At 75.0% G+C, this 19,294-nt stretch carries 15 protein-coding genes and 1 pseudogene; 12 read left to right on the top strand and 4 right to left on the bottom strand.

The genetic code is table 11. The features are described 5' to 3' along the window. The first annotated feature begins 174 nt into the window (after positions 1-174). The 5 genes and pseudogenes from ACFWU6_RS02280 to ACFWU6_RS02300 all read left to right on the top strand — a co-directional run bounded on the left by ACFWU6_RS02280 (position 175) and on the right by ACFWU6_RS02300 (position 5,927). Entirely contained in the window at positions 175-1,284 is a 1,110-nt protein-coding gene (locus ACFWU6_RS02280) for a hypothetical protein (protein ID WP_383977740.1), read from the top strand. Positions 1,285-1,423: 139 nt separating this feature from the next. After that, on the top strand, positions 1,424-1,690 hold the full coding sequence (locus tag ACFWU6_RS02285; RefSeq protein ID WP_383977743.1) for a GlsB/YeaQ/YmgE family stress response membrane protein: 267 nt from the start codon (positions 1,424-1,426) through the stop codon (positions 1,688-1,690). Positions 1,691-1,844: 154 nt separating this feature from the next. Continuing rightward, positions 1,845-3,116: pseudogene (locus ACFWU6_RS02290) on the top strand (peptide-N4-asparagine amidase); the annotation flags it as partial. A 4-nt stretch (positions 3,117-3,120) separates the two neighbouring features. Further along, positions 3,121-4,743 (top strand): serine/threonine-protein kinase, encoded by a 1,623-nt coding sequence (locus ACFWU6_RS02295; RefSeq protein WP_383977746.1) that lies wholly within the window; start codon positions 3,121-3,123, stop codon positions 4,741-4,743. A gap of 239 nt (positions 4,744-4,982) precedes the next feature. Continuing rightward, positions 4,983-5,927: a nucleoside hydrolase gene (locus tag ACFWU6_RS02300; RefSeq protein ID WP_383805378.1), complete on the top strand. Its 945-nt coding sequence runs from the start codon at positions 4,983-4,985 to the stop codon at positions 5,925-5,927. Between the two features lie 15 nt (positions 5,928-5,942). Here ACFWU6_RS02300 and ACFWU6_RS02305 read toward each other — a convergent pair whose 3' ends face one another. Continuing rightward, entirely contained in the window at positions 5,943-6,815 is an 873-nt protein-coding gene (locus tag ACFWU6_RS02305; RefSeq protein ID WP_383805380.1) for a helix-turn-helix transcriptional regulator, read from the bottom strand. 92 nt (positions 6,816-6,907) lie between these two features. Between ACFWU6_RS02305 and ACFWU6_RS02310 the strand changes: the two genes are divergently transcribed. The 5 genes from ACFWU6_RS02310 to ACFWU6_RS02330 all read left to right on the top strand — a co-directional run bounded on the left by ACFWU6_RS02310 (position 6,908) and on the right by ACFWU6_RS02330 (position 12,983). Further along, entirely contained in the window at positions 6,908-8,320 is a 1,413-nt protein-coding gene (locus tag ACFWU6_RS02310) for an MFS transporter (RefSeq protein WP_383977749.1), read from the top strand. Positions 8,321-8,482: 162 nt separating this feature from the next. After that, entirely contained in the window at positions 8,483-9,019 is a 537-nt protein-coding gene (locus ACFWU6_RS02315) for a DoxX family membrane protein (RefSeq protein ID WP_383805384.1), read from the top strand. A gap of 170 nt (positions 9,020-9,189) precedes the next feature. Continuing rightward, positions 9,190-11,040, top strand: a complete 1,851-nt coding sequence (locus ACFWU6_RS02320; RefSeq protein ID WP_383977752.1) for a diacylglycerol kinase family protein — start codon at positions 9,190-9,192, stop codon at positions 11,038-11,040. Between the two features lie 54 nt (positions 11,041-11,094). After that, entirely contained in the window at positions 11,095-12,048 is a 954-nt protein-coding gene (locus tag ACFWU6_RS02325) for a YihY/virulence factor BrkB family protein (protein WP_383805388.1), read from the top strand. Between the two features lie 107 nt (positions 12,049-12,155). Then, complete coding sequence (locus tag ACFWU6_RS02330) at positions 12,156-12,983, top strand: phosphatase PAP2 family protein (protein ID WP_383977755.1); 828 nt, start codon at positions 12,156-12,158, stop codon at positions 12,981-12,983. Between the two features lie 183 nt (positions 12,984-13,166). On the opposite strand, the gene ACFWU6_RS02335 is transcribed toward ACFWU6_RS02330, so the two are convergent. Both ACFWU6_RS02335 and ACFWU6_RS02340 read right to left on the bottom strand, forming a co-directional pair. Beyond that, a complete protein-coding gene (locus ACFWU6_RS02335) occupies positions 13,167-14,252 on the bottom strand; it encodes an RICIN domain-containing protein (protein WP_383805392.1) in 1,086 nt (361 codons plus the stop codon). Between the two features lie 66 nt (positions 14,253-14,318). Further along, entirely contained in the window at positions 14,319-15,461 is a 1,143-nt protein-coding gene (locus ACFWU6_RS02340; RefSeq protein ID WP_383977758.1) for an alpha/beta hydrolase, read from the bottom strand. Between the two features lie 236 nt (positions 15,462-15,697). Here ACFWU6_RS02340 and ACFWU6_RS02345 point away from each other — a divergent pair, with 236 nt between their 5' ends. After that, on the top strand, positions 15,698-16,438 hold the full coding sequence (locus tag ACFWU6_RS02345) for a carbonic anhydrase (protein ID WP_383805396.1): 741 nt from the start codon (positions 15,698-15,700) through the stop codon (positions 16,436-16,438). A 112-nt stretch (positions 16,439-16,550) separates the two neighbouring features. On the opposite strand, the gene ACFWU6_RS02350 is transcribed toward ACFWU6_RS02345, so the two are convergent. Continuing rightward, positions 16,551-17,366, bottom strand: a complete 816-nt coding sequence (locus ACFWU6_RS02350; RefSeq protein WP_383977761.1) for a GntR family transcriptional regulator — start codon at positions 17,364-17,366, stop codon at positions 16,551-16,553. A gap of 399 nt (positions 17,367-17,765) precedes the next feature. On the opposite strand from ACFWU6_RS02350, the gene ACFWU6_RS02355 reads away from it, so the two are divergent. Next, positions 17,766-19,289: a beta-N-acetylhexosaminidase gene (locus tag ACFWU6_RS02355; protein ID WP_383977764.1), complete on the top strand. Its 1,524-nt coding sequence runs from the start codon at positions 17,766-17,768 to the stop codon at positions 19,287-19,289. Positions 19,290-19,294: the final 5 nt, after the last annotated feature.

Genomic DNA, 19,294 nt, shown 5'->3' on the forward strand with positions numbered 1-19,294 from the left:
GGCCCGCGGTCTGGCCGTGTCTGCCGAGGCCGAGGCCGAGGCCGAGGCCGGTACCGGCGGGACCGGTGGGGTCTGCGGTCCGGCCGCGCCCGCCGGTGTCGAGACCGGCGCCGGCGGACCCGTACGTCGACTGTCGCACGTCCGCCGGGCGCCGGCCGGCGCGGGGGGCCGGCGGTGAACGCCACCGCCCTCGCCGTCGGGCTCTGCCTCGCCTCGGCGGTCACGTACGCCGCCGCCGCCGTGGCCCAGGAGCGGCTCGCCCGCGCCGCCGTCGCCCGCAGCGCCAGGACCCTGCTCGGCAACGGCGCCTGGTGGTGGTCGGCCGGACTGAACGCCGCCGCGGCACTGCTGCACGCCGCGGCGCTGCGGTACGGGCCGCTGACCCTGGTCCAGCCGCTGGGCGCCCTCACCCTCGTGGCCGCCGTGCCGCTCGGAGCACGCGGGGCCGGCCGACGGGTGGCCGCCACCGAATGGCGGGGCACCCTGGCCACCGTCGCCGGGCTGGGCCTGCTGCTGCTCCCCGCCTCGGGACCGGCTCCCGACGACACCCTGAGCCTGGCCGAGGCGTTCGCCGTCTCGGGCGCGACGGCGGCGGTGATCCTGCTGCTCACCGCCGCCAAGGACCCGCGGTCGGGACTGCGGCACGCCACCGCCTCCGGACTGGCCTCCGCGGCCGCCTCCGCCCTGACCCAGACCGTCGCCGTCGCGGGCGGCCGCGGGGGAGACCTGCTCAGTGTCCGGGTCGTCTCGGTGGCGCTGCTCGTCGTGCTGTTCGCGGTCGGCGGGATGCTGCTGTCCCAGCGGGCCTACCGCGGTGGACTCGGCGCGCCGCTGGCCGTCGTGAACCTGGCCAACCCGCTGGCCGCCGCGGCGATCGGCATGGTCCTGCTCGGCGAACGCCTCCAGGGCGGAGCCGCCGGGGTGCTGCTGGCGGCGGCCGGCGCGCTCGCCGCGGCGCGCGGGGTGCTCCTGTTGACCCGTACGCCCCCGGCCGCGACGGCGGCCGTCGGGGCGGACGTACCGGCGGAACCGGTCGTGGCTGCCGCAGCCCCGACGGCTCCTGCGCCTCCCGCCGTGGCCGTGCGGTCGGCTCCGCCGCCGACGACCCCGTCGGCTCCCGCGCCTCCTGCCGCGACCGCGGCCGTCCGGGCGGACGTACCGGCGGGACCGGACGCCGCTCCCGCGACCCCGACGGCTCCCGTGCCTGCCGCCGTGGCCGCGCCTCCGGTCGGGCCAGCGACCTCCGCGGGCCCCTCCTTCCCCACCGCCCGTGTGGCGGCGTGAGCGACACGGCTGACGGATCGCCCCTCCTCCCGCGTGCTCCCGGCCCGCCGCTGAACGGGCCACGGCAGAAGAACCGTTTCGGACCGGTCCGCGTCCTTCCCGGTGAACGCAGCGCACCACCGAAACGGAGTGACGGGGCATGGGGATCTTCAGCTGGATCGTGCTGGGACTGCTGGCCGGAGGCATAGCCAAGGTGCTCCTCCCGGGCCGGGACCCGGGCGGCTTCATCGGCACCATCCTCATCGGTGTCGCAGGCGCCTTCATCGGCGGCTGGCTGTCGGCCAGGTTCCTGGACCGCCCGATCCAGACGCAGTTCTTCGACCTCGCCACCTGGGGATCGGCCATCGCGGGCTCACTGGTCCTGCTGATCGGCTACCGCATCCTGTTCGGCAACTCCCGCGACTGACCCGGCCGTCCCGCCCGGCGCCGACCCGACGACGGCGCCGCCGTGCCCCCCGCCGGGAGCCGACCGGCCGTGTCCCGCGTCCGGGGGCCGGATTCCGCCAGGCGCGGAGGCCGGCCCTGGTGCCGCCCCCGGGGCCGGGCTTGACTCCGGGGACATGAGACGACACCGGACCACGGGCCTGCTCGGCGCGCTGACCCTCGCCGCGGCCGCCCTCGCCGGCACCACGGCACCAGCCACCGCGGCCATCCCCGCCACCCCGGCCGCAGCAACCCCAGCACTCGCGCCGCAGGCATCCGCGCTCGCGCCGCAGGCATCCGCACTCGCTCCCGCCGGCCCACCCGGAGCGGGCCGGGGGCCGAACCCGCCCGCCGAGTTCGGGACCGACTGGCACGACCCCCTCACCCCCGGACCTCCCGTCGCCCGCCCGGCGACACGGTCCTGCCGGGTCGCCCTCGCCCAGGCGCAGTTCCGCGACTTCACCCCGTACCGGGGCGGCTACACGCCGCCGACCGGCTGCGGAGCGGACCACTGGGCCACGGTCGTCCTGCGCCTCGACGGCAAGGTCAAGGGCCGTCAGTACGACCGGCTCGGGCACCTCTCCCTCGGCGGTGTCGAGATCCTCCGCACCTCCACGCCCCAGCCCTCGCCCGACGGCATCACCTGGTCCGTGGAGAAGGACGTCACCCGCTACCGGGACACCCTCACCCGCCCGCAGCCCGTCGAGATGCTCATCGGCAATGTCGTCGACGACACCTACACCGGAGTCATCGACGTCACGGTCACCCTCACCTTCTACGCCGCCGACGACCGCACCGACCCCGACGACCGCACCCGCCCCGCCGACCCCGCCGACACCCCCGACCGGGTCCTCCCGCTCACCTCCCCGGCCGTCACCACCCCGCGCAACACCGAGCGGCTCCTCGCCGAGGTGTACGCCACCGGTTCCGGCGGCGGCTGCGAGGAGTACTGGTACCTCACCACCCCGGACGCCGCCCCCTACTCCTGCAAGGCCCCCGACGGCCCCCACCGCGAGGTCCGCGTCCACGTCGACGGCCGGCTCGCCGGCCTCGCCGCGCCCTTCCCCACCGTCTGGACCGGCGGCTGGTCCAACCCCTTCCTCTGGTACGTCACCCCCGGGCCCCGGGCCTTCGACATCCAGCCGCTGCGCTACGACCTCACGCCGTTCGCCGCCCTCCTCAACGACGGCCGCCCGCACCGCGTCGAGGTGGACGTCGCCGGGGTGCCGGCCGGCCAGAGCGGCTGGAGCACCCCCACCAACCTGCTGGTGTGGCAGGACGAGGCACGCGAGGTCGTCACCGGAGCCCTCATGCGGCACGACGAGGCCACGCCGACCGGCCACTCCCGCTGGACGCCCGCCGCGCCCGGCGCGGCCCACCGCCTCGACACCGAGGGCGGGCACCGGCTGCGGCATGGGCACGGTGTGGCGCGCCCGCGACATCGCGCTCCACCGCGACGTCGCACTGAAGGAGGTGCGCCCGCCCGACCCGGCCACCGCCGCCGCCCAGCCGGGCCTCGCCGACCAGCTGCGCGAACGGGCCGTCCGCGAGGCCCGCGCCCTCGCCCGCCTCGCCCATCCCCACGTGGTGACGATCCACCACATCGTGGAGCCCCCGGCGGGCGCGGGCGGGCACCCGTGGATCGTGATGGAACTGGTCCGCGGCGGCTCCCTGCACGATCGGCTGGGGTCCGGCCCGATGCCGGTCCCCGACGTGCTCCGGATCGGTCTCGACGTGCTGTCCGCACTGCGGGCCGCGCATGCCGAAGGGGTGCTCCACCGTGATGTGAAACCGGCCAATGTGCTGCTGCGCCCCGACGGCGGCGCCGTGCTCACCGACTTCGGCATCGCCGCCCTGCACGGGTCGACCGCGCTGACCTCGACCGGGGCGCTGATCGGCTCGCCCGAGTACATCGCGCCCGAGCGGGTGCGCGGAGTGGAGGGGCTGGCGGCCTCCGACCTGTGGTCGCTGGGCATGATGCTCTACGTCGCCGCGGAGGGCGTCCACCCGCTGCGCCGGGCCACCAGCCTGGCCACGGTCGTCGCCGTCCTCGACGACCCGCTGCCGCCTCCCGTCCGGTCCGGGCCGCTGGCGCCCGTACTGGAGCGGCTGCTCGTACGGGACCCCGCCGCCCGGCCCGACGCGGCGGAGCTCGAACGACTGCTCCGGAACGCGAGCACCGCTCTCGCCGGCGGGCCCGCCGGCGCCCCTGCCCGGCCGGCCGCGGCGCCCCAGCCGGCCGCGCCCCCGAACGTGCCGCCGGCCGGCTTCGGCCCGTACGCGCCCGCGCCCCAACCGCACCCGTCCGCCTCGGGATTCGGACCCGTCGGCGGTTTCCCGTACGGCGCCACGGCGTCCCTACCGTCCGCCCGCACCCCGCGCCGCCGCCCGGCCCTGCTCGCGGGCGTCCTGACGGTGGCCCTGGTCGGCGGGGCCGTCGGCCTCGTCCGCTGGCTGCCCGACGGGGACGGGTCCGCCGCCGGCCCCAAGGGCACCACCACCCCGAGCCACGGCGCCACCCCCGCCCACAACACCACCCCGAAGGCGACCGCCCCGGGCGGCGGACGCCAGAGCAGTCCCGCTGCCGGGCCCCGGGGCGGGCTCCTGACCCCGGTGGGGATCCGCACCGCCTTGGAGGCGTTCAAGCAGCAGACCGGCACCACCGTGTTCGTGGACATGCGGATCTACGACGGCTACATCCTCGCCTCCATCCCCACCGCGCCCGGAGCCCGGACGGTGGACGCCTGGCAGTACCGCGACGGCTTCGCCAAGCGCACCGGCCCCCACGGCACCGTCGACGAGGAGAATCCGCTGATCGACATGGCCACCGTCGCCTGGGACGCCCTGCCGGCCCTGCTGGAGCAGTCCCAGAAGGAGCTCGACGTGCCCGCCCCGACCTCGCGCTACGTGATCGTCGAGCCCTGGATGACGGACCACGTGCCGTGCATGCGGCCCTACCTGAGCGATGCCTACGGCCAGGGCGGCTACGTGCTCGCGGGCATCGACGGCAAGGTGAAGAAGGTCGTCCCGTCCTGACCGTCCTGACCGTCCGAACCCGTCCTGACCCGTCCTGACCCGTCCGGTCCCCGTCGTACCCCAGCGCGGATCAGGCCAATGCCGTCGGCGCCCCTCCACGGCCTCCCGCGGTTCGCGGCCCGGCCGCAGTGCCCGCCGCGGGCGGCGCGCCCGTGCCTTTCCGGCCGGGGTGAGCCGGTCGCGGGACCCGCCGGCGGCAGACTGGGCAGGTCAGCAGCCCCCGGCGAGGAGGACCGTCCGTGCCCGTACCGATCATCATCGACTGCGACCCCGGGCACGACGACGCCTTCGCCCTCATGCTGGCGGCGGCGGACCCCGCGGTCGACCTGCTCGCCATCACCACGGTCGCCGGGAACCAGACGCTGGAGAAGACCACCCTCAACGCCCGTCGGGTGTGCACCCTCGCCGGGATCACCGACGTGCCGATCGCCGCCGGGTGCGACCGGCCGCTGCTCCAGCCGCTGGCCGTGGCCGCCGACGTACACGGCGAATCCGGGCTGGACGGACCGCGGTTCCCGCAGCCCGCGGTCGACGTGGTGGGCGACCACGCGGTCGACCTCATCCACCGGATCCTGATGGCGCATCCGGAGCCGGTCACGCTCGTGCCCACCGCCCCGCTGACCAACATCGCCCTGCTGCTGACCCGCTACCCGAAGAGCGCCGCCCGGATCCGGGAGATCGTACTCATGGGCGGCTCCACCGGGCGCGGCAACCGCACCCCGGCCGCCGAGTTCAACATCCACACCGACCCCGAGGCCGCCGACATCGTCTTCGCCAGCGGCGTGCCGATCACGATGTGCGGGCTCAACGTCACCCACCAGGCCCTGGCCACGCCCGAGATCGTGGCCCGCTTCGACGGCCTGGGCACCGAACTGGGCCGCGTCTGCGCCGAACTGCTCGTCTACTTCGCCTCCGCGTACGACCGCCTCTGGGGCATGCCCCACCCCCCGCTGCACGATCCCGTCGCCGTGGCCCGGGTCATCGACCCGGCGATGGTGGGCTGCGCGGACGCCAACGTCACGGTGGAGCTGCACGGCCGGTACACCCGCGGCGCCACCGTCGTGGACCTCCACCGGTACCTGGACCGCCCGGTGAACGCGCAGGTCGCCGTGGAGCTCGACGCCGAACGGTTCTGGGACCGCATGGTCGCGGCCGTCGCCGCGCTCGGGTCCCGGGCGGGCTGAAGCCGTCCGGCGGACTCAGCCGGCGACGGGGTACATCAGGCCGCGCCGCCCTTCCGGCGAGGTCAGCCACTCCAGCTTCTCGGCCGTGTCGGTGCCGGGCAGGGGCGTGTGGAGCACGATCGACAGGTCGGGGCGGGCCGGCACGCGCAGCTGGGTCGACTCGACGTGCAGGGTGCCGACCACGGGGTGCTCCATCTGCTTCTGCAGCTGGCCGCCGGGTCGGACGTCCCGCTGGTCCCACAACGCCGCGAAGTCCGGGCTCAGTTCGCGGGCCTCCTCGACGACCGCCCGGAACCCCTCGTCCCCGGGATGTTCCGTACAGGCCGCCCGGAACTGCGCCACCACCTCGCAGGCGATCTCCTCCCAGCGCGTGGAGCGGACCCTGTAGAGCGGGTCGGTGAAGAAGGCGATCAGGCAGTTCTGCGCGATCTCCGGACGCATCCCGAGGACCAGTGCGGCCGCGTCGTTGTACATCACCGTGTTCCAGTACACGTCCATGATGTGCGCGGGGAAGGGCATCCAGGCGTCGATCAGCCGCTTCAGGCCGTGGCACATGTCCCGGTCCGCCGGAGCGACCTCCAGGGCCGGCGGATTGAGCCCGGCGAGCACGTACAGGTGCCGCAGCTCCGCGCTGGTCAGCCGGAGCACCCGGCCCACCGCGTCCAGGACCTGCGAGGAGACCGTGATGTCGCGCCCCTGCTCCAGCCACTGGTACCAGGACGCGCCGACCCCGGCCAGCACGGCGACCTCCTCGCGGCGCAGTCCGGGCGTGCGGCGGCGGGCCCCTCCGTCCGGCAGGCCGGCCGCCGCCGGGGTGATCCTGGCGCGCCGGCTCATGAGGAACTCGCGCAGCTCGGCACGGCGGTGCCGGTCGATCGTCGTGGCCATCGGTTTCCCCCCCGGTCGGCTCCCTGGTGGTGCCGGTACCAGGATAAGTTCCCACTCTTCACGGGCATTCCCGGGCCGCGAGGGTAGGGGCCATGGCGATCGACACACAGACGACGAACACCGTGCCGCACCAGACGGCGCCCCGGAACGACCGGCTCACGGGCCGGGCCAGGCTGGTCCTCTTCGTGCTCTGCGCCGCCCAGTTCATGGTGGCGCTCGACTTCTCCGTACTCAACGTGGCCCTGCCCGTGCTCGGCAGGGACCTGGGGATGAGCCCGTCGGCCCTCCAGTGGGCGGTCACCGCGTTCGCGCTGCCGTCCGGCGGCTTCCTGCTCCTCTTCGGCCGCGTCGCGGACCTGGTCGGCCGCAAGAAGCTGTTCCTCACCGGTCTCGCCGTCTTCGGCGCGGCCTCCCTGCTCGCCGCCTTCGCCTGGGACCCGGCGTCCTTCCTCACCGGGCGCGCCGTGCAGGGCCTCGGCGCGGCGGTCATCGTGCCGACCGGCATGTCCCTGCTGACCACGACCTTCCCCGAGGGGCCGCTGCGCGACAGGGCCCTCGGCATCTCCGGCACCCTGCTGTCCCTCGGCTTCACCGTCGGCATGGTGCTCGGCGGCGTCATGACCGACACCCTCGGCTGGCGCTCCACCATGGGCCTGCTCGCGGTCGCCGCGGTGATCGTGCTGTTCCTCGCCCCCGGGCTGCTGCCCGAGTCGCGCACTCCGGAGCGGCCGCGCCTGGACGTACCGGGCGCCGTCACCGTCACCGGCGGCCTGCTCGCCCTGATCTACGCCCTGTCGACGGCGGCCCAGCGCGGTTTCGGCGGCGCGGACGTCCGGGGCACGCTGCTGGCCGGGCTCGTGCTCCTCGCCGCCTTCGCCGTGGTCGAGTCGAGGGCGGCGGCTCCGCTGGTCTCGCTGCCGATGCTGAAGCGGCGCACGATCGCCTGGGGCAACATCGGCGGGCTGGTGACCTTCTCCATGATGTCCACCGTCGTCTTCGCGCTGACCCTCTACCTGCAGGAGACCCTGCACCTGTCGTCCTTCCGGACGGGCCTGGTCTTCGGCGTCCAGGGCATCGCCTCCGTGGTCGCCGGCGCGTATGCCCCCCGGCTCATCGGCCGCCTCGGCGCCCGCCGCGTCCTGGTCGGATCGCTGCTCGGCCAGGGCGTGTTCACCGCGGCCCTGCTCGGCGTGGGCACCGGGTCCGGCGCCCTTCTGGCCACCGCCGCCGTGTCACTGGCGAGCATGTGCCACCTCGGCGCGATCATCTCGTACGGGGTGACGGTGACGAGCGGGGTCCCCGACGGGGAACAGGGCCTGGCCACGGGCCTGGTCACCACCACCCAGCAGGTCGGCATCACCATCGGCATCCCGCTCCTGGGCGTGCTGGCCACCACGCAGGCGTCACTGTTCGACGGGGTGCGGACGGTCCTGGCGATCGACGCGGCCGTCGTCCTCGCCGCGGCCCTGCTGGTGGCGGTCGGCCTCGGCCGTCGGAAGGCCTGAGCCCTCCCCGGCGACCGGCTCCGGCGGGCGGACGGCCGCGGGCACCGGGACCCGCCGGTGGATCCGTTCGGCGGATCTGCGGACGGCTCCCGGGTCGCCGGTGCCCGGAGTGGATACGGATGGGTCGGCGCACCCCGCCCAGCCACCTCCAGGGAGACCCCGATGACCTGCATCAACCGACGTGACCTCGCTCTGCTCGCGCTCCGCGCCGGAACCGGGGCGGTGCTGATGGCGCACGGCACGCAGAAGCTCTTCGGGTGGTTCGGCGGCGGGGGGCTGGAGCAGACGGCGGCCGCCATGGAGCACATGGGCTTCACGCCCGGCCGGCGCAGTGCCGTCGCCGCCGGACTGGGAGAGGCCGGGGGAGGGGCTCTGCTCGTGCTGGGGCTGGCCACCCCGGCCGCCGGAGCCGCGGCGGCCGGCGCCATGGCGGGCGCCGTGGCCGTCCACGCACCCGCAGGCTTCTTCGCCCAGGGCGGTGGCTACGAGTACCCCGCCTTCCTCGGTTTCACCGCCGCCGCCATCGGCCTGGCGGGCGCGGGCCGCTACTCCCTGGACCACGCCACCGGCCACACCTTCGACCAGCGGTGGATGCTCGCGCTGGCCTTCGCGGGCAGTGCGCTCGCCGCGGCGGCGGTGGTCACCAAGCGGGCGCAGGCGCAGCCGGACGCCGACCGGGGGGACGACCGGGAGCAGTGAACGGCGCGCCGACCGAGGGGCGCCCCCCCACCCGGCGCCCTGCTGGCGGCGGCGATGGCGACCGCGCCCGGCTTCTGGTGGCGGCGCTGAACGCCTGACCCGTCCGGCCGGTCGGGACGCATCATCCGGCCCTCAGGGGCAACAAGGCCCCCATGAAGCGAAGAAGCGGCGTGGCCGCACGAGGCACGTGGCCGCTGCTGCTCCTTCCGGCCCAGGCCGTCTCGATGGTGGGCCTGGGGCTGCTGGTCACCGGGCCCGCGGCCGGGCACTGGCCGCTGTCGGTGGAGGGCCGGGCCAACCAGGACCTGGCCGAGAGCCGGGCCGCGCCGACCACCGGCGTCTCGGAGTGGTTCTCCCTGCTGGCCAGCACTGAGGTGATCATCGGCGTCACCCTCGTCTGCATCGTCGCGCTGCTGGTGCTGCCCCGCGTCGCGTGGCGGACCGAGGCCCTGTTCCTCGGCGCGTCGGTCGCCGCCCAGTCGGCGGTGTTCCTCGTGGTCACGGTGTTCGTGGCGCGCCCCCGCCCCGGGGTCCCGCAGCTGGACGGGGCGCCGCCGACGTCGAGCTTCCCCTCCGGACACGTCGGGGCGTCCGTCGCCCTCTACGGCGGGCTGGCCGTCATCGCGTTCCTGCGGATGCGCGGCCCCTGGCGGTACGCCCTCCCGGGTGTGCTCCTGCTGGTCCCGCCGGCCGTGGGGCTGTCCCGGATGTACCGCGGCATGCACTTCCCGACGGACGTCGCGGGCGGCCTGCTCAACGGCACGGCGACGCTCGTGGTCATCGGCTTCCTGCTGCTGCACGGACGCCCGTCCGCCCGGACCGCCGGGCAGGAACCCGGCACCTCCGCCGCCCCGGACACCTCCGCCGTCCCGGGCCCCTCCGCCGTCCCGGGCCCGTCCGCGGCGCCCGACGTTCCCGCCGGCAGCGCCGCCGGTCGGCGCGTGGTCGTCGTGCGGCACCCGTACGGCTGCCCGGACGAACTCGCCGACCGGGTGCGCGCCGTGCTCCACGGCCGCGGCCACGCGGACCAGCAGTGGATTCCCACCACGGCCGAGCGCCCCTGCGGCAGCCTGGCCGAGGAGATCGCCGCCGACCGCCCCGCCCTCGTGGTGGCCTGCGGCGGCGACGGCACCCTGCGCGCCTGCGCGGACCTGCTGGCCGGCACCGGAATCCCGCTGGCCGTCGCGCCCTGCGGCACCGGGAACCTGCTCGCCCGGAACCTGGGCCTCCCGCTCGACCCGGCCGACGCCCTCGACGCGGCCCTGGCCGGCGACAGCTTCGCCATCGACGTGGGCCGGGTGCGGGGCGACGGCCTCGCCCCGACGCGGTTCACCGTCATGGCCGGCGCCGGCTTCGACGCCGCGATGGTCGCGGACGCCTCCCCGCGCCTGAAGTCCGCGATGGGCTGGGCCGCGTACGTGCTCTCGGCCGTTCGGCACCTCGGCGACCCCGGCATGCGCCTGTCGATCCGGATCGACGGGGGCCGCCGCCACCGGCGCCGCGCCCGCATGGTCGTCATCGGGAACGTCGGCGCCCTCCAGGGCGGCCTGCCCCTCCTCCCGGGCGCGCGGCCCGACAACGGCCGCCTGGAGGTGGTGCTCTTCGACCCCCGCGGGGCCTTCGGCTGGTTCGCCGCCGCCGGGCACCTCGCCCTGCGGATCGTCCGGCCGCGCACCCCCCTGCCGTACCACTCGGACGGGGCGTCCGCCGGGCGCCGCGAAGCCGGGGGCGCGCTGGAGTACTTCAGCGCCACCCGGATCGACATCCGCTGCGCCCTGCCGCAGCCCCGCGAGATCGACGGGGACGTCGTCGCAGACGGCACCCGGCTGACCGCCGAGGTGGAGCCGGGCGCCCTGCGGATGTACCTGCCCAGGGCTGCGGGCTCACCCGATGGCCCGGCCGCGCGGGCCGGCGCCGCCGCGGCTGCCGCAGCCGAGGTGACCGCCGGCGCCGAGGTGAGCGGCGGCGCCGGCAGCCGCCGCGGACCCGCTCCGGCCGCGCCCGCGCCGCCCCCGTGCTGACACCGGCCCCCAGGGCACGCCGAACCGACCGATCCGTACGAGGGCAGGGAAACGATGGGCACCGCACGACGGGTACCGCAAAGACATGACGTGCAGGGCGAGGAGCTGTCCGGGGACGAGGCCTGGACCGCCTTGCGCCGCTACGGGAGCTGGAGCCTGGCGCGCGACTCCTTCGTACGCTTCCGCTACGCCGACGGCTTCAGCCACGCCCGTGCGCTCGCCCTGCAGACGGTGCTCTCCATAGTCCCGCTGGCCATCGCGGCCGTGGGCCTCTCCGGCGTCCTGCACACCGAGGACATCGGCCGCATAGCCGAGCTGACGATCCGCCGGCTCACCAGCGGCCCCGGCCAGGCCGTCGTGGACGAGGCGCTGAGCGAGAGCCGCCGCCATGCGGGCAACGGCGGCCAGGCCGCCCTCTGGCTCGGCCTGCTGTTCTCCCTCGCCAACGTCACCACCGGGCTGTGCCAGGTGGAGCGGGGCGCCAACCGCATCTACGGGAACGAACGGGACCGGCCCTTCCTCGCCAAGTACGCCCGGGGCCTGGTGATGGCCGCGCTGGCCGGCTTCCCGCTCGGCCTCAGCTTCATCCTGACCGTCCTGGGCGCCGACCTGACCCTGGCGCTCGCGGAGGTCTACCAGCTCACCCCGGCGACCGTCCGTGCGTGGGAGATCCTGCGCTGGCCCATCGGGGTGCTGCTCGCCGTGCTGGCGACCAGCGCCATCTTCCGGCTGTCCCCCCGGCGGCGCCAGCCCGGCTACACCTGGCTGGCCTTCGGCGCCGTCGTCTACCTGCTGCTGTGGAACCTGGCGACCTGGGGGCTGAGCCTCTACGTCGGCGCGAGCAGCTCCTTCACCAGCGTCTACGGACCGCTCAGCGCGATCGTCTCGCTGCTGCTCTGGTCGTACCTGACCTCGATGGCGCTCTTCCTCGGCCTCGCCTTCGCCGCCCAGCTGGAAGCCGTACGGGCGGGCGTGAACGAGCCGGTCACGGCCGACCCCGGCGTCTGACCGCCGCACACACCCCGGGCCGCCGCACACACACCGCGCACCGCACCGGGCCCGCCGCACGTCCCGGGCCGCCGCCCGCCACCACTCACGAAGGGAGCGCCGCCACCATGGCACAGCCCACCGAACGTCCCCGACGACGGCCTCTCCGGAGGCTGCTCTCCCGCCATGCCGGACCCGACGCGACCTTCGCCGGACGGCTCGTGCTGGGCGCGACCGCGACCGCCGTGGTCTCCGTGCCCTTCGCCCTCGCCCTGGTGCTGGTCGAGTCCCGGTGGCCTCCGCTGCGCCGGCTCGACCGCGGGACGGCCGAGCGGCTGCACGCCACCGCCCTCGACCATCCGGGCTGGGTACGCGTCCTCGACGTCCTCACCGGCTTCGTGTGGGACCCGGTGACCATGCGGCTGCTCGTGGCGCTGCTGGTGGTCTGGCTCCTGAGGCGCCGTGCCTGGCGGCTGGCCGCCTGGGCCTCCGTCACCGCGGTGGCGGGCGGCCTGATCGGGCTGCTGACCAAGGTGGTGGTGGAGCGGGCGCGGCCCCACCTGCCCGATCCGGTCGCCCACGCACCCGGCTTCTCCTTCCCGTCGGGCCACGCGATGACGGCGACCACCTCGTGTGCCGTGCTGCTGCTGGTCCTGCTGCCCCTGGTGCCGCGCGCTTGGCGACCGCTGCCCTGGGCGCTCGCCGTCGTCACGGTGGTGGGCGTCGGCTACACCCGGGTCGCGCTGGGCGTGCACTGGGTGAGCGACGTGGTGGGCGGCTGGCTGCTCGGCCTGGCGGTCGTCACCGCGACGACGCTGGTCTTCGAGGCCTGGCGGGCCGACGCCGGACGACCCCGGACAGCCGTGACGGAGGGGCTGGAGCCGGAGATCACCGCCGCCGACCCCGAGCCGCCGATCGACGTACGGGACGCGAGGACAGAAGAGGCGAAGAGGTAGCCGCCGTGCCTCGCCACAGGTCACCCCGTGGCGAGATGCGGGCTCGCGGCAAGCACCCCGCCGCGCCGCGCCGCGGAACGGGCGTCTCCCGTCGCGCGGGGCGGGCCCGGGCGACGGGAGACGGGACCGGAGACGGGACCGGTCAGCGACGGCGCGGGAGCGGCGCCGGCGCCGGCGCAGGGATCAGGCGCACGAGGTGAAGGTCGGGCTGGTGTTCGCGATGTAGACGGTCGCACCCCCGGTCGGGTCGTCCTTGACCGGGACGGTGATCGTGTCGTCCGCCTGCCAGGGGAAGCCGCGGGCGTCGAAGGTCCAGTTGCCCGTCACCTTCTTCGCCAGTACGGACAGGGTCACCCATCCGTACTGCCCGGCGGGCACGGACACCTGGATGCCGTCACCCACGCTCGTGGAACCGCTCCAGACGTTCTGGAACGACAGGGAGGTGGCGACGCGCGTCTGCAGGGCGGGGGCGATCCCCGCGCTGAGGTCGGACGACAGCGTGGTTCCGATGCTGCTCTGCCAGCCGGTGGTCCTGTTCACCGAGAAGGACTGGGTGACCGGCGAGCCGGAGTTGTTGTACCAGACCGAGGAGGCGCAGACCTTGGGCAGGGGCGCGGCGGGGGCTTCGGCGCGCACCGCCCAGGAGCAGTTGGCGGGGTCCTTCTGGCAGGCGCGGGCTCCGTGGTCCACGGCGAGGTTGAAGGCGGCCGTCGAGTTCGTGCTCCACCGCTGGTTGGTCCCGGCGTGGCACCGGGACTGGCCGGTCCACGCGTCGTCGTACTGCGCGTTGCCGACGAGGTCGAGGCACGAGTTGTCGCTCTCGTTGCGGATCATGAAGGCGGTGGTGGACCCGGCCACCGGCTGGAAGTACCACTTCTGGCTCTTCTGGCCGCGGCAGGTCTGCTGCCGCAGCGCGGGCCAGCCGAGGTCGATGCACTTGCCCGTGGTCCCGTTGACGATGTTGAAGCTGGAGTCCGCCGGGTCGACGGCCAGGTTCCACGCCTGGTGGTGGCCGGGCGCGGAGTTGGTGACGACGTACGCGCCGTCGTTGCGCGAGCCGTTCTGTACGTCGAGCTGGCGCCCGTTGCTGACGGACGTGAGGCTCACGCAGCGCAGCGGGGAGCCGCAGGTGTCCTCCGCCTGGGCCGGGGCCGCCGCCACGGGCGAGGCCATGATGCCCAGTGCGATGCAGCAGGCGGCCAGGGCAGCGGCGAGCATGCGCAGGGGGGCGGCGGAGCGGTCCGGCGCGGAGGCCGGGGCTGTCGTCATGGGTGGGCCTTTCTCGTCATTCTCTTCTTCTCGGATGGGACGTGGTCCGCGGACGGGGCCGGGTACTCAGGGGGCGTCGCCGCGGGAGGCGGAGGCGAACGCCGCCTCCAGCCGCGGGACGTAGTCCACGAGGTCCTGGCTCCAGCAGCCGCTGTCGTGGCCGCCGCGGCAGTTCGGGCCCCAGCCGGAGCCGTTGCCGTAGTCCACGTAGTGGTGGGGGATTCCCAGGGCGTCGAGCCGTTCCCTGGAGTGCTGCGCCGCGGACCGGACCCAGAACTCGCCGTCGGAGGGGTTGCCGTTCCCGTTGCCGGTGTAGATCGCGATGCCCATGCCGGCCAGCGCCGCCATGTGGGCCGTGGGGTCGGCGGCGTTCCAGCGCCGGTCGGCGTCGAACACCGGGTAGGGGGAGCCGAAAATGGCGTCGCTGGAGACGGCCGGCCCGAAGTCCAGGCTGCAGGACGGGCCGGGACCGGCGCCGGTCCCGCAGAGCGGGGCGCCGATGTTGGTCAGCGTGGCGACCACGGCGGCGCGCATGACGGCGTGGCCCCGGGACAGTTCGTTGGCGCCGGAGAAGGTCGCGACCTGGCTGAACAGGCCGGGATGGCGCTGGGCGTAGTGCAGGGCGCCGAAACCGCCCATGGAGATGCCCGCCACGGCCCGCCCCTCCTTGCCGGCGAGGGTGCGCAGGTTGGCGTCGATGAAGGGGATCACCTGCTTGATGTGGAAGGTCTCCCAGTTCTGCGCACCCGCGGCGGTCTTCTGGTCCAGCCAGTCGGCGTACCAGCCGCGGAGGCCGCCGTCCGGGATGACGGTGATCATGGATTGGGCGGCGGTGAGGGCCGGGTACGCCAGGGCCGGGTTCCCCGGATCGTCGGACGCGCCGTGCAGGAAGTAGAGGACCGGGTAGCGCTTGGCGGGGTCCGCCGCGTAGTCCGCGGGCAGCAGGATCCGGATGCGCTGCTCGCCGGCGACCTGGGGTGTGGACACGGTGACCACGAAGTTGGTCGCGCCGCCGGTCACGGCGGCGGTCTGGGTCAGGCCGAATCCGTCGGCCATGCCGGGCGGGGCCGGGGCATCGGCGCGTACCGGCGGTGCCCCCAGCAGGAGCAGGGCGGTGGCAGCCAGGGCGAGTACCGCTGCCCGCACGCGCGGGAGCCGGGCGGTCGGGGACGGTCTCGCGGAGGGCGCGGGGAGCAGGTCGTGGGCCATGGTCCGAGTGTGGCCCGGCAACCCCGGGTATTTGGAGACTAGTTCTAGAAAATTCTTGGATTTTCGTGGCTGGAACGCCGAGGGTGTGCGGTCCGCACTCCGGCGCCGGGCGGGCGACCGCACGACGGCGCCGCGCCCCCGGATGCTGCCGACGGGGGACGCCGGTACGGCCGCTCTGGCGCGTCCGGGGGCCCGAACGGCTCCGCAGGCCACCGGAGCGGGTAATTTGTCCCGCTATGGCGGACGAGGTCGAACAGTACGGGAGCGCCGGGCGGCGCCGGTTCCTCCGGACCGGCCTGACGGGCACCGTGGTCGTGGGCGCCGGACTCATCGCCGGCCACCCCCTCCGCGCGACCCCGGTCGTCGTCGGGTCGAACGGCCCGCGGCCGGCCACGCCCGCGACCGCGCTACGGGCGCTCGCCGCGGGGAACGGCCGCTGGCGGACCCTGCACGAGCGGCACCCCGACGAGAGCAGGGCGGTCCGGCAGACGCTGGTCGCCGCGCAGCACCCCTTCGCCGTCATCCTGGGCTGCGTCGACTCCCGGGTCCCTCCCGAGCTGGTCTTCGACCAGGGCCTGGGCGACCTGTTGACCGTACGCTCGGCCGGCGGGGTACTGGACGAGGCGGTCCTCGCGAGCATCGTCTACGGCGTCGAGGAACTCGGCATCCCGCTCGTCGTGACCCTGGGCCACCAGTCGTGCGGGGCGGTCGCCGCCGCCGTCCGCGCGGACGCGGCCGGAGAGCGCCTGCCCGGCCACATGCAGTACCTGGCCGACCAGATCCGGCCGGCCATCGACCGCACGCTGACGGGAGCCGCCCGCGTGGACGCGGCGATCACCGCCCACGTGCGGCTGGTGCGCGCACGGCTGGCCGCGGAGCCCGTACTGGCCGCCCGGACCGCCGCCGGGGGGCTCGCCGTCGTCGGGGCCCGGTACGAGCTGACCAGCCAGCGGGTCCGCCGGATCACCGCAGCCTGACGCTCCGGCGCCGAGCCGCCCGCCCACCGCGGCGCCGCGGCAGGGCAGCCGCCGTGACCGGTCGGTGCGCCGGGGTGCTCCCCGGGCCTCCACGCCTGCCCCCGGGACCGGTTCAGGCGCTCGTGTGGATGTCACCGGTGGTGGTGGAGGTGATGATGTCGCGGCGTCCCAGGTCGCCCGGCGGAATGCCCGGGTGGTGACCCGCCCGACGGTTCCCGGAGGCCGCCCCCAAGGCCAGCCGCGAGACGATCCGGTAGCGGTCGCCGCGGTAGACCGAGTGCACGTACTCCACGGGGCGACCGGTGGAATCGGTGGTGAGCCGCTCGATGAGGAGCGCGGGGGAGAGCAGCGGGACATCGAGCAGTCGGGCTTCCGCCTCGTTGACCACGGTGGGCTCGATGGACTGCTGCGCCTCGTGCACGAACACGCCGTGGTGGTCGCGCAGGTGCTCGTACAGGTCGCCCGCCTCCAACTCGGCGGGCGTCAGCGCCGGTACGAGGTCGGCCGGGATGTGCAGGTGCTCGATGGCCATGGGTGCCCCGTCGACGAGGCGGAGGCGGGCGATGTAGAGCAGCCGCGCCCCCGGCGAGATCCGCAGCCGGCGTCCGATCCGGGCTCCGGCCTGGATGGTCGAGTGCTGGAGGACCGTGCTGGACCAGTGTCCGGAGGCCCGGCGCACGGCGAACGGCGTGTGCTCCGAGGACAGTTCCTGTGTGATCTTGGCCGGCGCCACGAACATGCCGCGTCCGTGCTCCCGGACGAGCGCACCGGTGGCCACGAGCTCGTCCACGGCGGCGCGCAGCGTGGGGCGGGAGACCTCGAGGGCGGCGCACAGGGTGCGCTCGGACGGGATCGCGTCCCCCGGCCGCCGGTCGTCGATCAGGCCCAACAGGTGCTCGCGGACCCGCTCCCGCTTGAGGACGGCCACGGACCCCGTCCCGGATCGCGTCCCGGACCCCGTCCCGGGAGCGGGCCCCCGCCCCGCCCCGTGTCCTGCGTCCGCTCCGGATGGCCTCTCTGCCACGGCTCGCCCCCCGTCTCATCTGGTGACCTGTCCAACTGGTCATATGCATCAAACCATTTCGGACGCCTCCCTGCGAGGTCCCGGTCGAAAATCCTCGGAAACGCGGAGGGTTGACGCCGTGACTTGGTCATGTCACCTTCTAGCCACCCAGTCGGCTACCTTGCCAATTGGTCAAGTCGTAAGTCTCCGCGGTGTGTTCGAGGTCCCGAGGGGACTGACCGGCGGCGCCGTCAGGGGCTGAGGAGCACCGCGCCAGGAACCGCACCCACGAGGCACCCGACCAGGTGAGGAATCCCACCGCCCATGTCCCGCCACCCCGAGGTCCCGCTCGTCCCCCGCCCCGACTCCATGACCGTGCAGCCGGGCCGCTTCACCCTCGACGACCGGACCGCCCTGCGGGCCGGCCCCGGAGCCGAGGACGCCGCCGCCCTGCTGCGCGAGGCGCTCGCCCCCGCCACCGGCATCCGCCTGCCCCCGGCGCCCGACGGCCGCATCGTCTTCCTCCTCGACCCGGCACTGGGCGACCTCGGAGCGGAGGGCTACGGGCTCACCGTCTCCACGGAGGCCGTCGTGCTGCGCGCGGCCCGCCCCGAAGGCCTCCTGCGCGGAGTCCAGACCCTGCGCCAGCTGCTGCCCCCCGCATCCCTCGCCGACGGCCCCCGCAGGGGCACCGCGTGGACCCTGCCCTGCCTGCGCATCACCGACCGGCCGCGGTTCGGCTGGCGCGGAGCCATGCTCGACGTCGCCCGCCACCACCAGCCCGCGGCGTACGTACGCCGCTTCGTGGACCTGCTCGCCCTCCACAAGCTGAACGTGCTGCACCTCCACCTGACCGACGACCAGGGCTGGCGGATGCCGGTGCCCGCCTACCCCCGGCTCACCGAGGTCGGCGGCCGACGCGCCGAGAGCGACGGGAACGGCCTTCCCCACGAGGGCTCGTACAGTCGCGCGGAACTCGTCGCACTCGTCGCGTACGCCGCCCGGCGCGGGGTGGCGGTGGTCCCCGAGATCGAGATGCCCGGCCACGCCCGCGCCGCCCTCGCCGCCTACCCGCACCTCGGCAACAGCCCGGGAACCCGGCTGCAGCCCTGGACGCGGTGGGGCGTCTGCGAGAACGTCTTCGGCGTCCACGACGCGGTCCTCGACTTCTGCCGCACCGTCCTGGACGAGGTGACCGACGTCTTCCCCGCGCCGTACGTGCACCTCGGCGGCGACGAGTGCCCCCTGACCGAATGGCGGGCGTCGCCGGCCGCCGGGGCCCGGGCCGCCGCGGAGGGACTGCCCGGACCGGCCGCCCTGCACGGCTGGTTCATGCGGACGGTCGCCGCCCACCTCACGTCGCTCGGCCGCCGCCCCCTCGCCTGGTCCGACACCGGAACGGAACTCCCCGCCCCCTTCACCGTGCTGCCCTGGCGCGACCCCGAGCACGGCCGCCGCGCCGCCCTGCGCGGCCACGACGTGATCATGGCGCCGTTCCGCTCCACCTACCTGGACTACCCGCAGTCCGCCGACCCCGGCGAGCCCCGCGGCCAGGACGGCGTCCTCGACCTGCGGGCCGCCTACGACAACGACCCCGCCCCCGCCCACTGGGAACCCGAGGCGGTCCGGCACGTCCTGGGCACCCAGGCCCAGCTGTGGACCGAGTACGCGAGCACCCCCGCACAGCTCGAATACCTGGCCTTCCCCCGGCTCTGCGCCCTCGCGGAGACCGCCTGGTCGACGCACCGCGACTGGCCGGACTTCCTGCACCGGCTCGACCGGCACCGGACCCGGCTCGCCGCCCTCGGCGTGCGCGGCCGCACCCCGCACACCGTCCCCGCCCCGTGATCCCC

Origin of the sequence: Streptomyces sp. NPDC058674, from assembly GCF_042716505.1 — a bacterium.
Taxonomy (GTDB): Bacteria; Actinomycetota; Actinomycetes; order Streptomycetales; family Streptomycetaceae; genus Streptomyces.

What these genes read in the sequence shown, in the direction of transcription:
- ACFWU6_RS02305 (WP_383805380.1), bottom strand. Translation starts at nt 6,815, where the DNA reads ATGGCCACGACGATCGACCGGCACCGCCGTGCCGAGCTGCGCGAGTTC.
- ACFWU6_RS02355 (WP_383977764.1), top strand. Translation starts at nt 17,766, where the DNA reads ATGTCCCGCCACCCCGAGGTCCCGCTCGTCCCCCGCCCCGACTCCATG.
- ACFWU6_RS02340 (WP_383977758.1), bottom strand. Translation starts at nt 15,461, where the DNA reads ATGGCCCACGACCTGCTCCCCGCGCCCTCCGCGAGACCGTCCCCGACC.
- ACFWU6_RS02325 (WP_383805388.1), top strand. Translation starts at nt 11,095, where the DNA reads ATGGGCACCGCACGACGGGTACCGCAAAGACATGACGTGCAGGGCGAG.
- ACFWU6_RS02310 (WP_383977749.1), top strand. Translation starts at nt 6,908, where the DNA reads ATGGCGATCGACACACAGACGACGAACACCGTGCCGCACCAGACGGCG.
- ACFWU6_RS02295 (WP_383977746.1), top strand. Translation starts at nt 3,121, where the DNA reads ATGGGCACGGTGTGGCGCGCCCGCGACATCGCGCTCCACCGCGACGTC.
- ACFWU6_RS02330 (WP_383977755.1), top strand. Translation starts at nt 12,156, where the DNA reads ATGGCACAGCCCACCGAACGTCCCCGACGACGGCCTCTCCGGAGGCTG.
- ACFWU6_RS02345 (WP_383805396.1), top strand. Translation starts at nt 15,698, where the DNA reads ATGGCGGACGAGGTCGAACAGTACGGGAGCGCCGGGCGGCGCCGGTTC.
- ACFWU6_RS02315 (WP_383805384.1), top strand. Translation starts at nt 8,483, where the DNA reads ATGACCTGCATCAACCGACGTGACCTCGCTCTGCTCGCGCTCCGCGCC.
- ACFWU6_RS02335 (WP_383805392.1), bottom strand. Translation starts at nt 14,252, where the DNA reads ATGACGACAGCCCCGGCCTCCGCGCCGGACCGCTCCGCCGCCCCCCTG.
- ACFWU6_RS02285 (WP_383977743.1), top strand. Translation starts at nt 1,424, where the DNA reads ATGGGGATCTTCAGCTGGATCGTGCTGGGACTGCTGGCCGGAGGCATA.